This window comes from Tabrizicola sp. (assembly GCF_036781545.1).
Lineage (GTDB): Bacteria > Pseudomonadota > Alphaproteobacteria > Rhodobacterales > Rhodobacteraceae > Tabrizicola.
Window position 1 is genome coordinate 24,705 of the sequence record NZ_DAIQAT010000019.1, and the last position, 13,306, is coordinate 38,010.

The window sequence follows — 13,306 nt, forward strand, 5'->3', positions numbered from 1 at the left end:
GATCGTCGCATGGTCCACCTGCCCGCCGCGTTCGGCCAGGATTTCCCCCAAGTCGCGATACGACACGGTAAAGCGGACGTAGAAGAAGGCCGCGAAGAGGATCACATCCTTGGGGAACTGAGCACCTTTGAACGAGATCACGTCCAGTCCTCCTACCCAGGCCACTCGCCTTCGCCCTCGACCTTGATCCCGGTGCTATCGATCAGCAGGTGCAACGGCCCATCCGAGCCACGATACGGGATGTTCACCGCCAGGGTCTTCTGGCGACGCGATAGCGTGCTGAAGTCGGGCACCGCCCCAGTCGAGACCCACCAGGCGCAGCAGGCTTTCAACAAACCCCGTCGTCTGCCGTAACGCCATGCCGAACAACACCTTCATGGACAGGCACGTTTGGATGGCGGCGTCACTGTAAGTCTGCTGACGGCCCCGCCTGCCGGTGGGCGCGCCTTCCCATGTCATGGCCGGATCGAACCAGATCGTCAGCGAGCCACGGCGCTTCAGCGCTTCATTGTAGGCCGGCCAGTTCATGGTCTTGTAGGTAGGGGGTGTCGGTCTGCTCATGCCGTACACCTACAACCCTGGATTCGCAGGATGAATCCCATCAGAGGATTTGTGCAACAAAGCCCGATCTGGCGGAAAAGCCGGTGGCGATCTCGGCCACGCCGGCGCTGGTGAAAAGCTTCATCGGTCCGATCCTGATCCGCGCCGGATACCAGAACTGGCAGAAGCGCATCGTCCTGCGGGTCCATTCCCCCGAGGACGACCTGCGCAACGGGGACGCCGACATCGGCCTGCAGATGGCGCTGCCGCCCAAGGCGGAATTCCAGGCCCATGCGGTGGGGCGGATTCCGCTGGTCGCCATCGTGCCGGAGGATCATCCGCTGGCGCAGGCCGCGGTGCTGACCTGCGCGATGATCGCCGCGCATCCGCTGGTCTGCTACAATGCCGACTGGTCGCCGATGGGCAGCACGATCCGCACCGCCTTCGTCGCACAGGGGCTGAGCTACGAACCCCTGCGCCGTGCCCTTCTGCGCCAATGTCTGCAGCATGGTGCGGGCCTGCGGTGGCGTCGGGATCGTCGATGCGATGACGGCGCGCGATTACGGGATGCGGGGGCTGGTCTCGCGTCCGATCAGGGACATGCCCGAGGTCTCTATCATCGCCTTCCACCGCCGGAACGAGCCGATGCGCGCGCCAGTGCAGGACTTGCTGACTGCCTTCATCGAAGCCGGAACCGCGGGCTGACCGCCTTCCCCTCCTGTGGGCTCGTCCTGCGCCGGCTTCAGCAGGGCGATGTGCCAGCCCTGCTGAGAAACGGGCGCTCTCTACCATCACCAGGACGGCGGCCCTGCAACTGGCGCTGACCGGGGGGCGGTGCAGCCTTTCGGCCATATGCATCGGCGTGGGCCAAGGCATCGCCGTGGCGCTGGAACGGGGCTAAACCTCAGTCAGCGCCTTTCAACACAGTCACTGCAAAGCCCCTGCCCCCTTCCCGTCTCACACCTTCGCCGCCCAGACCCTGAACCGTCCCTGCCCTGTGACCTCACGGATCAATCCGCGCTGCTGGAGCAGGTCGAGGTTGCGCAGCACAGCCGCGCGGCTGGCGTCGGTTTCCGCCTCGGCTTCCGCTGCGCCCAGCAACGGGTGGGCCGCCAGCGCCGCGACCAGCCGGGCGGGCGTGCGGCCCTGCAGATCATCAGTCTCGGCCGTGGCCAGCTGCCGCCAAACCTCAACCCGCTCCAGCGTCATCAGCGCGGCCAGCACGGCGCGATGCGCCCCCTGCATCCAGGCCGCAAGCCGCCGTTCGGGCGGGCCCGAGGCGGTCAACGCGCCGAAGCCTGTCAGGGCCAGCGGCAAGAAGGCCAGCCTCCTCCCCTGCCCCGCCAGCCGCGCGCCCAGCACCGCCGCCTCCAGCCCGCGCAGGTGTTCGGGCCGCTCGTCGAGGCTGCGCCACAGATGGAATCCCGCGCAACCCCGGACCAGTGGCGACAGATCCGCCACCCCGGCCAGTGCCGCGGCGACGTCACCGGCAAAGCCCGCATCGCCGCGCCCCGCCTCGCCCAGAAGATCGGCCACCGTCGCCCCGACCCCGGCTGACGGGGGCGCCGCTAGCCGCCGGGCGGCCCAGGCGGTGCGGACCAGCGCCTCGCCCCCTTTCTCTGCCGCGCCGATCCGCCAGGAGAGCCAGAGCGCCAGCCGGTCAGCCCCGATCCGGTCGCCGGTCCACCAGCTGACCGCCGCGGCCTCTTCCAGCGCCAGCCGCTGCACCGCCCCCTGCCCCGCCCGTCGCAGCCTTTCAGCCAGGCGCCCCGCATCAAAGGCACAGTCCGCCAGTTCTGCCGCCAGTCCGGCTTCGGCCTCGCGCCAGTCGGCGGTTGGAACCAGACCCGCTTCGGGCGCTTTCGGCAGCGGTGAACTGTCCTCGTCGGTCTCGTCGGGAAGAAACCACGGCTCTTCGGCTTCGACGCGGTCATAGGGGCCGACAAGGTCAGGACCATCTCCAGTGGTGACTGGGTTTCTGTTTATCATACTCGCATTATTACATGATTTTGCGCTCTACCGAAGAGAAAGTGCGCCGCACTCATTACTCACGATAAGTATGCCTTATCATGACTATTGAGATCAGACCGGAATCCGGCCAGACTGGCCACGCAATCTGCGCAGTAAAGGTATCCATCTTGCCATATCGGTACTACCAGGTCATACTATTGCGAAGGAGGCCCTCATGACCATCAAGAGTTCCATCTCGCTCCGCGACGACCAGCACGCCTTTGCCAAGGCCATGGTCGAAGGCGGTCGTTTCCCCTCGGTCAGCGCGGTAGTGCAGCAGGGGCTCGACCTCCTGCGCCAGCAGGACGCCGACGCCCAGGCCGACCGCGCCGCCTTACGCACTCTGCTGTCCGAACGGTCTGCAGGCCCATTCGTGACCGGCGATGATCTGCGCCAGCGCCTTGCCGCCCGACGCAGCACGACGTCGGAATGACCGCTCCGGTCTGGACCGTTGTCTTCGCCGTAGACGCCGTCGCGGACCTCGCCCTGATCGAAGCGCATCTGACCGAGGCCTACCGGGGCTTCGGCGAAAGCCCCGCAGAGGCGCGCCAGCACGCCGAGGCCCGGATTGAGGCGATCATCACGTCGGCCGAGCGGCTCGCGGCCGCCCCCTTCCGGGGCACGGCGCGGGACGACCTGCTGCCGGGCTTGCGCCATCTCGCGCTCGACAGCGCGATCTATTGGTTCATCCCGGATTCCGACAGGCGCGAGATCCGGGTGCTGGCCCTTTTCTTCGGCGGGCAGGATCACCAGCGCCACATGCTGGTCCGCCTCTTGCAGAAAGGCGCAGGATGACCACCCTCGCCCTGCCCTCCTACGCCCAGCTCTCGGATGCAGACGAAGCTGCCCTGACCGAGCTTTACCGGCGGGGAACGCCGCCCAACACGCTGCGCGCCTGGGAACGGGACCTGGCCTACATTTCCGCCTGGAAGATGGCCGCCTTCGGTCGGCCGCTGGCCTGGCCGGAAGAGGAGAAAGTGGCGCTGCGCTTCATCCTCGACCATGCCCAGGACTTGACGGAAAGGCCCGGCCCGGCACAGGACGTCGCTCTGGAACTGATCGCGATCGGCCTACGCATCGCGCTGACCTGTCCCGCCCCGGCCACGCTCGACCGCCGGATCGCCTCGTGGCAGGCCTTCCACCGGATGCGCAACCTGACCTCGCCGTTCTCAACCCCGCTCGTTCAGCAGGCTCGACAGAAAGCCCGCCGAGCCAATGCCAAACCGCGCACCCCTAAGTCGCCGAAGCCGGTTACCCGCGACATCCTCGAGGCCCTGCTCGCCACCTGCGACGACAGCCATCGCGGCATCCGGGACCGCGCGATGCTGATGCTTGCCTTCGCCAGTGGCGGACGGCGCCGGTCGGAGGTTTCGGGGCTGAATGTCGAGGATATTGGCCGAGACGACTTCAAGACCAAGGGCCTCCTCTGGATTCGGCTTCTGGAGACCAAGACGACGAAGCGGGACCACGCCCCGAAACTGCCCTTGAAAGGACGTGGCGCGCGGGCCGTCGTCCATTGGCTGGACGTCACAGGACTGAAGGACGGCCCGCTGTTCCGCCCAGTGAGCAAGGCCGACCGGCCCCTGCCCCGGCGTCTCGCGTCGGATGCGCTGCGGACAATCCTCCGCTACAGGCTGCAGTTGGCAGGTCTGCCCGAGGGGTTTGCCACGCCGCACGGCCTGCGCGCGGGCTTTCTGACCCAGGCCGCGCTGGACGGCGCGCCTCTGGCCGCGGCGATGAAATTGAGCCTGCACCGGTCGGCGGTGCAGGCCCAGAAATACTATGGCGATGTAGAGATCAGCGAGAACCCGGCGGCGGATCTGCTGGGCGATTGAAGGTTCACGTCGCAGGCTGCACCCTGTCCGTACCGCGCAAAACCTTCCCCGCGGGGAAGGTTTTCACCCCTGCCCTATCCGTCCAGCTGGTCCAGCATCAGCCGGACCGCCTGTTCCAGCCGCCGCCGGTCGATGGTGGTGAAGTCGCGGTTCAGCTGGATTTCCAGCTTGCCAACCGCAGCGACACAGCGGCCCCGGCCATCCTTGCGGTCGAACTGAAAGCTGGTCTTGGCCTTGGCGGGCGCCTGCGCTTTTGGCGCCGGCGTGGGGGACGGGGCGATCTCGTCCCCCTCGGCCCCCGCGCCTGCAAGGCGCCGAAGCACCCCCAGTTCGTCGGCGACAGACCTGTTGTCCCATCCCTTCAGCTCGGCGCGGACCATGGGCACCAGGGTGTCCACCTCCTCCAGCCGCCGCGCCAGGGCAAGGCCAAGCGCGCGCGGAATGTCCTGCGGATACAGCAGGTCAGACCCCAGGCGGTCGACCACCGTCATGAAGGTGCGGATGTAGCTGCGCTTTTGGTAGCCCGCCGATTTGAACAGCACCGCCACCGCCTTGTCGGGGTCGTTTGTCGCGGTGCCCGGATCGCTGGCATAGTCCAGTGCCAGCATCGCCATCTCGGCAAAGGAGATGTCCTTCCGCACCAGGTTTTCGTCCACCATCTTGCGGTAAAGCGATTCCAAATCCTCGCCCTGGGGGCTGACAGCGGCGGGAATCGCGCCGAAACGGTCGGTGTCGCCGGTGTCGTCCAGCAGCTCGCGGTAGGCCGACAGGCGGCGGAAGCCCTGGATCAGTTCGAACCGGCCGTTGTCGCCGGCTTCAAGCCGGATCGGGTTCGACAGGCCAAGTTCGGCAATCGAGGCCTTGAGGTCGGCCAGTTCGAAGTCGGGCCTCTTCTTGCGGTCGCGGACCAGCTTGGTCATGTCGATCCGGTCCAGCGGCACCAGTTCGACCACCAGGCCCAGCCGTTTCAGGCGGACGTGTTCAAACGCCAGGGTGTCGTTCTCGGCGCGGATCTGCGCCTCGATCTCTTGCCGTTCGCGGGTGGCATCGACGGTTTCCGAGATGGCCGCCGCCATCGGGCCGCGCCGGGTGGGCGGATCAGAAACCTTCCCCGCGGGGAAGGTTTCTGCCCCGGTCCCGCCATCCGCGGGCAGGTCGATGTCGAACATCCGGCGCTTTTTGGTCATCGCGGCCCCCTTCAGATCTTGTCCCAGGCGGCCAGCACGCTGGCCCTGAATTCCTCATAGGCGCGGTCGAAGCTGGCACGGGCACGGCGCCAGGTCTCGCGCGTCATCTCGCGGTAGTCGATCTCGTACACCGAGGAGAGGAAGCGGCCAGATTGCTCGACGGCGCGCGTCATCTCGATCGGGTGTTCGGCGACATGTGGGCCGAAAACCTTGCGGAAGGCTTCGAACATCGCGCGATGCAGGTCGTTGCCGGGTTCGTACCGGGTCATCAGAAAGCGGACGTCGGCAAAGGCCTTCGGCAGCGAAACCTTCCCCGCGGGGAAGGTCGGGCCAAAGCCGGAGAGGTCGGCAAGCGCCTCGGACAACTGACCGATGAAGCTGGTGGTGCTGTCGTATTCCCAGTAGCCGGGGCCAGAGGGGATATACAGCATGTCGGCCGCGAAGACCGCGTTCATCGACTGGTAGCCAATGGCGGGCGGGCAGTCGAAGATCACTAGGTCATAGTCGTCGTCGCCGAGGCCGTCGAGGTAACGGCTGACGGCGGCGAAGAAGGACCATTCGGGGTTGAGGTGGCGGTACTGGGCGGAGGCGAATTCGACAAATGCGGCGTTGGCGCAGGAGGGGACGATGTCGATGGTAGACCAGGCGGTGGGCTTGATGAAGTCGCCGTGCCGCAGTTCACCTAGACCCAAGTCGCGGATGCTGGCCGGGATAGTGCGGCGGGGCAGGGCGGTGCCAGAGGCCGCGCCGGTGGTGGCGGCGTTCATCCGGTCCGTCTCGCGGATCAGGTCGCGGGCCATGATGCCCCAGACGGTGTAGTCTTCGGCCACGTCGTTGAGGCCCATTGAGTGCGACAGGGTGGCCTGCGGGTCGAAGTCGACAAGGAGGACGCGGTAGCCGTCCAGCGCGGCGGCATGGGCGAAGTGAAGGGCCACGGTTGATTTACCGGCCCCGCCCTTAAAGTTGGCGACCGCCGCCCGGAAGGCCCGCTTCCCGGCGGGGCGGGGGGGCATCAGGGTCTTGCGGTTGATCTTCATCTTGCGGCGCAGTTCGTTGATCTCGTCGAGCGAGAACCAGCGCTGGCGGCCATCCGGTTCGACTTCCCCGCCGGGAAGGTCCGGCTCGGCGGCAAGACGGCCGCGGAAGGTGGACTGGTTGATCTGGAAGATCAGCTCGGCCACCTCCCACGAGGAAAAGCGGCGGAGGGTCTTCTGGTTCTCCGGGCTGAAGGTCTGCTGGCGGATCCAGCTTTGCATCTTGAGTGACTGGGCCTGCAGCCGGGCGAGATCTTCATGCGTGTACATATGCGCCTCGTTCAAACGTAAATCCTTGCTGATTTTCGAAATACGCCGAATTTGCCAGGAATGCAAAAGCGAAGTTATCATCAGACAAACCTTCCCCGCGGGGAAGATTCTGGCCTGCAGGCAGGGGGATAGGCGCGAATCGGGTGGGGAGCGGGAACGAACAGGCACCCGGCAGAGAAGCTGGTATTTGGGGGACACGACCAAGCGTTCTACAGCATATTGGGGGACATTTCTGTTCGATTGGGTGACAGCTAAGACGTCCCCTAATACCATTGATACCCGATTTCTTCGAAATGGATTTTGGATCAAGGAGGTGGCTGTCGCCCTCGGCTCTTGACAGAATCGGAAACATGGACGCAAATGGCGATCATTCGGTAAAGAGCGTTGAGTTGAGGCGCCCCGCCGGGAAAGAGCCCAAGGAAGGGCCACAGAGATCGAGGCAGTCTGGGCCACTCCACCGGCCCGGCGGAGGACAGGAGAGAGACATGCTGCTTCCCCGGCCCGTCGGGCGCGAGGCCGCATCGCGGAAATATGACATCCTGTCGGCCTTAATGGCCTTCGCGCTGTCCCAGGACAAGCACGTCCAACGGCAGGTCCTGCGGATCATGGCGCTGATCACCACCCGCTACAATTGGCAGCGCGACGAGATGACGATGGGGCAGGGTGAGATCGCGCGGCTCTGGTCGGTAGACGACCGCACGGTCAAGCGCGAGATGGCGCGGCTGCGGGCACAGGGCTGGCTGGTGCTGAAGCGGCAGGGTGCACGGGGACGGGTCAGTGTCTACGGGATGGACCTGAACCGGATGCTGAAGGACACGCGCCCGGCTTGGCCGCTGATCGGCGAGGATTTCATCGCGCGGCTGGAGCCGCAGGAAGCGGTTGGGCAGGGGTCGTCCAACGTGGTGCCACTGCGCGCGGTTGCGGCACCGGTGGCGGATGGCTCGCTGTGGTCGGCGGCGCAACGCTGGCTTTGCGCCCAAGATGCGGCCACGTACGGCGCTTGGCTGCATGCGCTGACCGAGGCGGGCCGCGATGCGCAGTGCCTGACGCTGGCCGCCCCAACGAGGTTTCACGCGACCTACGTCAGCACGAACCTGCGCGAGAAATTGCTGGCGGCGCTGCACCAATTTGATCCGAGCGTGCGTGAGGTCCGAATCGAAGCATAGGGGCCGAGCCGCGACGGTCAATCAGCCGATCAGAGAGGGAAAGGTTGGCGGTTTGAGGGGTGACGGGAAGTGAGATCGGGAGAGTGGCTTCCGACGCCCGTCGTGGAGAAGATCTGATGGCGAAACTTACCCAGAGCATCATCCTGTCCCCCTCGCGGGACATCCCCTTCAACAAGCTTGTGCTGAGCCAGTCCAACGTGCGGCGCATCAAGGCCGGCGTCTCGGTCGAGGAACTGGCCGAGGACATCGCCCGGCGCGGACTCCTGCAGAGCCTGAACGTCCGGCCTGTGCTTCATGCCGATGGAGACGAGACCGGAACGTTCGAGATCCCGGCCGGTGGCCGCCGCTTCCAGGCGCTGTCGCTTTTGGTGAAGCAGAAGCGGCTCGCGAAGACGGCGCCGATCCCCTGCATCGTGCGGGATGCCGCGTCCGACATTCTGGCCGAGGACGACTCGCTGGCCGAGAATATGCAGCGCGTCGCCTTGCATCCGCTCGACCAGTTCCGTGCGTTCGCGGCCCTGCGCGAGAAGGGTCAGAGCGAGGAGGCGATCGCGGCCGCCTTCTTCGTGACGCCACAGATCGTCAAGCAGCGCCTGAAACTCGCCGCCGTGGCCCCTGCCCTGCTGGAGGTCTATGCCGAAGATGGCATGACGCTTGAACAGCTGATGGCCTTCACGTTGAGCCGGGATCATGCGCGTCAGGTCCAGGCCTGGGATGCGGTGAAGAACTCATGGAACAAGGAGCCTTACGCCATCCGGCGCATGCTGACGGAAACCTCGGTCCGGGCCTCGGATCGTCGCGCGGTCTTCGTCGGCGTCGATGCCTATGAGGCGGCGGGCGGTATCGTTCTGCGCGACCTCTTTCAAGGCGATGAGGGCGGCTGGCTGGAGGACCCTGCCCTCATCGATCGGCTGGTCACCCAGAAGCTTCAGGCGGAAGCCGAAGCGCTGGCTTCAGAGGGCTGGAAGTGGATCGAGGCGGCGACGGATCTGCCCTATGGCTACAGCCACGGGCTTCGGCGACTGGCCGGTGATCCAACGCCGATGACCGACGAGGAAAGCGCGTCTCACACGGCACTGCTGGCCGAGTATCGGGCGCTTGAAGAGGAATACTCTGGCGAGGACGAGTACCCCGAGGAGATCGATGCCCGGCTCGGTCAGCTCGAGATCGCGATGGAGGCGCTCGAACAGCGGCCGCTGATCTACGACCCGGCCGAGGTTGCGTGCGCGGGCGTCTTCGTTACGCTGGATCGGGACGGCAGCCTCGCCGTCTATCGCGGCTATATACGGCCCGAGGACGAGCCGCGCGAGGAGACCGCGGTCCAGGAGGGTGCTGGTGCGGATGCCATGGGGCAGGGGGGTGATGTCGGGGGTTCTGGCTGGACGCCCTCTGCAGCCTCCGCCGCAGGCACCGTCATCACCTCGGGTGGGCAGCCGATCGGCGCGGATCTGTCCGAGGAGGAAGATGACGGCGCTCAGAAGCCGCTGCCCGAACGGCTGGTCATGGAACTGACCGCTCACCGGACCTTGGCGTTGCGCGAGGCCATCGGGCGGTCGCCGGATGTCGCGCTGACGATCCTGCTCCTGAAGCTGGTGACGGACACCTTCCGCACCTCCTCGGCCTCGGGCAGCTGCCTCGAAGCCTCGGTCCGCCATTTCTACATGTCGGCGCAGGCGCCCGATCTGAAAGACAGCGTCGTGGCCAAACTGGTCGATGAACGTCACGCAGCCTGGGAGGCCGATCTGCCTCTCGGCGATGATGCTGCGCTCTGGGACTATCTGACAGTTCTCGACCAGAGCAGCCGTCTCGCGCTTCTGGCGCATTGCCTCAGCTTCGGGATCAACGCGCTCCATGAGAAAGTGAACCCCTATGGGGCGGGCATCTCCGCCAGCGGCCTGACCCGCCGCATGGCGCATGCCGATCTCGTGGCGCGGGCGGTGGATCTCGACATGGTCGAAGCGGGCTGGGAGCCGACGGTCGATGGCTATCTCAACCGCGTGCCCAAGGCCCGGATCCTCGAGGCCGTGCGCGAGGCGAAGGGGGAGGGGACTGCGCAGCTTCTCGATCATCTGAAGAAGGGCGAGATGGCCGCCGAGGCCGAGCGGCTCCTCAAGGGGAGCCGCTGGTTGCCCGAGGTCCTGCGCCGGGCTGATCTGGTCGCACTCGACGGCGAGGAGACTGCAGAAGGGCAGGGGGAGGACGCGGGCCAGCCCGAGGATGTCGATCTCCCAGCCTTCCTGACGGCCGATCTGCCGGAGACCGCTGCATCGATGATGGCAGCGGAGTGATCTGAGCCATCCAGGGGCGGGGAAACCCGCCCTCATTCTAATAAAAGCACAGAAATATCAATATGATGAATGCAACGCCTCGCAAGCGGGATGAGGAATCATGTCTGCAACAACCATCATCGACACAGCCCCACTCGGGGCGCTGATCCGTTACACCGACGGCAGTCCCAAGCCGCCGGCTCGGTTCACCAAGAAGCTTGCGGCCTGGGAGCGTTCGAACGGCATTGGCCGTCTCGTGAAGAAGGAACCGCCGCGGGCCTATCCGACCTGGACCGCTCCGGCCTCCTTCACGCTGCATGAAGGGAACTTCTCCTCGGACGGGGTGATCCTGTCACGATCATGCGCAGCCATTCGGCGGACAGCCGGTTGATCTTCGAGGTGGCGGAGGAACCGCAGCCGGGGCAGGTCCGCGTGCTCCTCGACTTCGGTGGCAACACCGAGCTGCTGCATCTGGCGGAGTCGATTACCGCGGCGGAGCTCTGGATCGCGCGGGAGGGCTATCGCAACGCGCGGCTTGAGATCGTCGCTGCCAAGGACGGCGAAAGTGCAGGGGGCGCGGACCTGGCCGCCTGAGCCCTGACAATGCGTGAGGGGCCTGCCGAAGGGCGGGCCTCTCACCGACCACACCCTCGTCCCGCGATGCCCGGGGCGCCACAGGATCCATCCCCAAAGACGCAGGTCTTCAACCAAGAGCCTGCCCGGGAGGATGGCGGCGTTCCAGGCATCGGCGGGACAACCGGCTCCTGACGTTGGGGTACCATCCCCCGCTCGCCATTCCCTTCCTTGCCCCGAATCCTGTCCTCGAGATCAACCCGCGAGGGGTCGGACTACGGGCGAGCCCGTGCCGCCGGGTGGATTCGGGCAAGCCGAACGCACCCGGTGATGTCAGCCAGTCTTCGGGCCTGCGGGGTCCTGTCGCGCGGGGGATGGTCCCCCGCCTCCAAGACAGGAGCCAAACAGATGTCCCGCAAAGATGCTCACGCCTTCGCCGCCTCCCTCGCCGCCACGCTCATGGTCTCGATCGTCGTCTTCCAGGCAGGGGATGGAACCTTCGGCGCCGTCCCCGCCGATGAAATCGATGGCGACGAGGTTCCGGTGATCGCTGAGGTCGACCCGTGGGCATGATGCCCACGGTATTGCCGAGGGCTCGGCGTCGGGGCAGGGGTCCAATCCGGGCCTATTGCCGGTCACCCTTTCCGGTCGACAGGTCGGAAGAACCGACAGGTGTTCTGCGGGGCTTCCTTTAAAATCTTTTGATCGTCGCAGGTGTTTCTCGGAAGCTGATCAAGACGGCGCGGGGTCCGATAGAATGCTCTATAAAGCATTGATTGCATTGTATGGATTGTCGCTCGCGGGCAAGACGACGCCCAAGGACGATTTGGTCTGGCACTTCACGCCCTCCGAGGATTTACGACAGTTTCGTATGTACGCGCTCGACGCGTTGCAGCAGGCGAAAGTGTATCTGCTCGATCATTTGTCGGCCGCCTACGCCGACACGCTTCACGATGCTGTCGCCAAAGAGGCAGCCGAAACCGGACTGCCGGCCATGGCGATCCTTGGTGAAGTGAAGCTCCCCGCTTCCGTCGTTTGGGTGGAATTCGACGATCGCGAATTAGGTGTCGCTCGATTTGAGCGCGCTTCACCTGTGACCACATACGACGACAAGCCGTCCGGCACCGGCCTGCGCGGCTACCTGCTTGATGACCGCGACGAACGCCATCTCCGCATCACGATGTTCCATAAGCGCGAGGGGACCCACGTCATCGACCCGATCTGCGCTTTGCTTGTGAAGCGTACGCCAGCAGGAGAGCTGAACTACGACGATGTCAAAGTCGAGCTTAGTCCCTCCATGGTCGAGTTCCGAATGAAGAACGGCGCAACGCGCCAAGTGATCAACGACTTGCGCTATCTGCATCAAGTTGAAACCGGGTATGACCTGTTCATACCTTTGGCACTCTTTGCCATGCTGGTCTCACCAGATCTGAGTGGGATCATCCCTACGGAGACCGAGACCTTCTCCCCCAAGGACACCAAGACTGCCCGGAAGTTTGGCAAGTCGTGGATTCTTGGCGCCCAGAAATCACATCTGACGATCCGGATCGGCCCTCAGGCAGCAGCGCATATGGCCGAAAGGACCGCTCGACTTGAATTCGAACGCCAATCACAGGACGCGCGCAATGGACCCGTGCGCCATTGGGTTGCCGAGCATGAGCGACACTATCGCAGCGGAAAAGTCGTCCTTGTGAAGGGGCATCACCGAGGTCATGCCCCCGCACCAAATCTGCCGACACGGGTCATGGGTCCGACGGCTGAGGCGACAAGGTTCGAGTTTCCTAGTGCTGAGGCATCAGGGCAGGATTGACCCAGCACTTCCTGGCGGTGCTGTCAGATCGCCAGGTCGTTCGGGTCTTTGCCGGAATTTACATGAGCGGAAAACCACTGCGGTTTGCGCCCACGGCCAGACCAGGTGAGCGCCGCATTCTCAGGGTGACGGTATTTTGCAACCGACGGAGAGCGGGTATTCTTCCTACCCATTCCCATCAGATCGGAAAGTGAGAAGCCCATCTCTTTGGCCATCGCATCCAGTTTGGCGCGAGCATCGGCCTTTTGACGGTCCTCGTAACCGGAAATCGCCTTGGCGACATCCCTTTCAAGTTGCCGCAGTTCCTTGAGCGACATCGCCTCGAGTTTGAAATCAGCCATTTGGTTCCTCGTGTCCTGAATGATCCATCCGGAATAGCCGTCCGGTCGCGATATCGCAACTCTCGTGCACCGCACACCGATAGGGCAGGGTAGATGAGGTCGGGTTGGGCCGATTGGTCGATTCTGAATAAGGCCATCAACCCCGTTGCTTTGGCAAGGAAGGATGGGTTCTGCAAAGGCCCCAGGTGGCTCCCACCCCGTGTGCCATCCCTTCGACGGACAATCCCCTAAGCCTGTTCGGCCTCTGGCGCGCAACCCCGCGTCAGTCCGGGC

At 64.8% G+C, this 13,306-nt stretch carries 12 protein-coding genes and 3 pseudogenes; 9 read left to right on the top strand and 6 right to left on the bottom strand.

Features of this window, described 5'->3' with window-relative positions; genetic code table 11:
- A pseudogene (locus V7Q39_RS05575) lies at positions 1-141 on the bottom strand (IS6 family transposase); the annotation flags it as partial.
- 20 nt (positions 142-161) lie between these two features.
- Positions 162-561 (bottom strand): annotated as a pseudogene (locus V7Q39_RS05580) (IS5 family transposase); the annotation flags it as partial.
- 83 nt (positions 562-644) lie between these two features.
- Between V7Q39_RS05580 and V7Q39_RS05585 the strand changes: the two are divergent.
- Positions 645-1,364 carry a substrate-binding domain-containing protein gene (locus tag V7Q39_RS05585; protein ID WP_333815579.1) on the top strand — a complete coding sequence of 240 codons (720 nt, stop codon included), beginning with the start codon at positions 645-647 and terminating at the stop codon, positions 1,362-1,364.
- A gap of 133 nt (positions 1,365-1,497) precedes the next feature.
- Here V7Q39_RS05585 and V7Q39_RS05590 read toward each other — a convergent pair whose 3' ends face one another.
- Positions 1,498-2,529, bottom strand: coding sequence for a hypothetical protein (locus tag V7Q39_RS05590; protein ID WP_333815580.1), 1,032 nt, complete (start codon positions 2,527-2,529; stop codon positions 1,498-1,500).
- Positions 2,530-2,725: 196 nt separating this feature from the next.
- Here V7Q39_RS05590 and V7Q39_RS05595 point away from each other — a divergent pair, with 196 nt between their 5' ends.
- The 3 genes from V7Q39_RS05595 to V7Q39_RS05605 are packed head-to-tail and all read left to right on the top strand — an operon-like array spanning position 2,726 to position 4,385.
- Positions 2,726-2,983 (top strand): ribbon-helix-helix domain-containing protein, encoded by a 258-nt coding sequence (locus tag V7Q39_RS05595; RefSeq protein ID WP_333815581.1) that lies wholly within the window; start codon positions 2,726-2,728, stop codon positions 2,981-2,983.
- Entirely contained in the window at positions 2,980-3,345 is a 366-nt protein-coding gene (locus tag V7Q39_RS05600) for a type II toxin-antitoxin system RelE/ParE family toxin (RefSeq protein ID WP_333815582.1), read from the top strand. Before V7Q39_RS05595 ends, V7Q39_RS05600 begins: the two co-directional genes overlap by 4 nt.
- Positions 3,342-4,385: a tyrosine-type recombinase/integrase gene (locus tag V7Q39_RS05605; RefSeq protein WP_333815583.1), complete on the top strand. Its 1,044-nt coding sequence runs from the start codon at positions 3,342-3,344 to the stop codon at positions 4,383-4,385. The genes V7Q39_RS05600 and V7Q39_RS05605 overlap by 4 nt, the downstream gene beginning before the upstream one ends.
- Positions 4,386-4,459: 74 nt before the next feature.
- On the opposite strand, the gene V7Q39_RS05610 is transcribed toward V7Q39_RS05605, so the two are convergent.
- Both V7Q39_RS05610 and V7Q39_RS05615 read right to left on the bottom strand, forming a co-directional pair.
- The gene (locus tag V7Q39_RS05610; protein ID WP_333815584.1) at positions 4,460-5,572 is read right to left on the bottom strand and encodes a ParB/RepB/Spo0J family partition protein; all 1,113 of its coding nucleotides are present in this window, start codon (positions 5,570-5,572) and stop codon (positions 4,460-4,462) included.
- 11 nt (positions 5,573-5,583) lie between these two features.
- On the bottom strand, positions 5,584-6,876 hold the full coding sequence (locus tag V7Q39_RS05615) for an AAA family ATPase (protein ID WP_333815585.1): 1,293 nt from the start codon (positions 6,874-6,876) through the stop codon (positions 5,584-5,586).
- A gap of 485 nt (positions 6,877-7,361) precedes the next feature.
- Between V7Q39_RS05615 and V7Q39_RS05620 the strand changes: the two genes are divergently transcribed.
- The 5 genes and pseudogenes from V7Q39_RS05620 (at position 7,362) to V7Q39_RS05640 (ending at position 12,692) form a co-directional block, all read left to right on the top strand.
- The gene (locus V7Q39_RS05620; RefSeq protein WP_333815586.1) at positions 7,362-8,042 is read left to right on the top strand and encodes a hypothetical protein; all 681 of its coding nucleotides are present in this window, start codon (positions 7,362-7,364) and stop codon (positions 8,040-8,042) included.
- A 116-nt stretch (positions 8,043-8,158) separates the two neighbouring features.
- Positions 8,159-10,330, top strand: a complete 2,172-nt coding sequence (locus tag V7Q39_RS05625) for a ParB/RepB/Spo0J family partition protein (RefSeq protein ID WP_333815587.1) — start codon at positions 8,159-8,161, stop codon at positions 10,328-10,330.
- Positions 10,331-10,430: 100 nt separating this feature from the next.
- Positions 10,431-10,903: pseudogene (locus V7Q39_RS05630) on the top strand (hypothetical protein).
- Between the two features lie 387 nt (positions 10,904-11,290).
- Positions 11,291-11,455 (top strand): hypothetical protein, encoded by a 165-nt coding sequence (locus V7Q39_RS05635; RefSeq protein WP_333815588.1) that lies wholly within the window; start codon positions 11,291-11,293, stop codon positions 11,453-11,455.
- A gap of 184 nt (positions 11,456-11,639) precedes the next feature.
- Positions 11,640-12,692: a hypothetical protein gene (locus tag V7Q39_RS05640; RefSeq protein ID WP_333815589.1), complete on the top strand. Its 1,053-nt coding sequence runs from the start codon at positions 11,640-11,642 to the stop codon at positions 12,690-12,692.
- Positions 12,693-12,715: 23 nt separating this feature from the next.
- Here V7Q39_RS05640 and V7Q39_RS05645 read toward each other — a convergent pair whose 3' ends face one another.
- The gene (locus tag V7Q39_RS05645) at positions 12,716-13,033 is read right to left on the bottom strand and encodes an H-NS histone family protein (protein ID WP_333815590.1); all 318 of its coding nucleotides are present in this window, start codon (positions 13,031-13,033) and stop codon (positions 12,716-12,718) included.
- Positions 13,034-13,306 lie beyond the last annotated feature (273 nt).

Bases quoted from the DNA above. Each gene is read 5' to 3' on its own strand.
- V7Q39_RS05595 (WP_333815581.1), top strand. From the start codon at position 2,726: ATGACCATCAAGAGTTCCATCTCGCTCCGCGACGACCAGCACGCCTTT.
- V7Q39_RS05610 (WP_333815584.1), bottom strand. From the start codon at position 5,572: ATGACCAAAAAGCGCCGGATGTTCGACATCGACCTGCCCGCGGATGGC.
- V7Q39_RS05635 (WP_333815588.1), top strand. From the start codon at position 11,291: ATGTCCCGCAAAGATGCTCACGCCTTCGCCGCCTCCCTCGCCGCCACG.
- V7Q39_RS05615 (WP_333815585.1), bottom strand. From the start codon at position 6,876: ATGTACACGCATGAAGATCTCGCCCGGCTGCAGGCCCAGTCACTCAAG.
- V7Q39_RS05645 (WP_333815590.1), bottom strand. From the start codon at position 13,033: ATGGCTGATTTCAAACTCGAGGCGATGTCGCTCAAGGAACTGCGGCAA.
- V7Q39_RS05605 (WP_333815583.1), top strand. From the start codon at position 3,342: ATGACCACCCTCGCCCTGCCCTCCTACGCCCAGCTCTCGGATGCAGAC.
- V7Q39_RS05590 (WP_333815580.1), bottom strand. From the start codon at position 2,529: ATGATAAACAGAAACCCAGTCACCACTGGAGATGGTCCTGACCTTGTC.
- V7Q39_RS05600 (WP_333815582.1), top strand. From the start codon at position 2,980: ATGACCGCTCCGGTCTGGACCGTTGTCTTCGCCGTAGACGCCGTCGCG.
- V7Q39_RS05620 (WP_333815586.1), top strand. From the start codon at position 7,362: ATGCTGCTTCCCCGGCCCGTCGGGCGCGAGGCCGCATCGCGGAAATAT.
- V7Q39_RS05640 (WP_333815589.1), top strand. From the start codon at position 11,640: ATGCTCTATAAAGCATTGATTGCATTGTATGGATTGTCGCTCGCGGGC.
- V7Q39_RS05625 (WP_333815587.1), top strand. From the start codon at position 8,159: ATGGCGAAACTTACCCAGAGCATCATCCTGTCCCCCTCGCGGGACATC.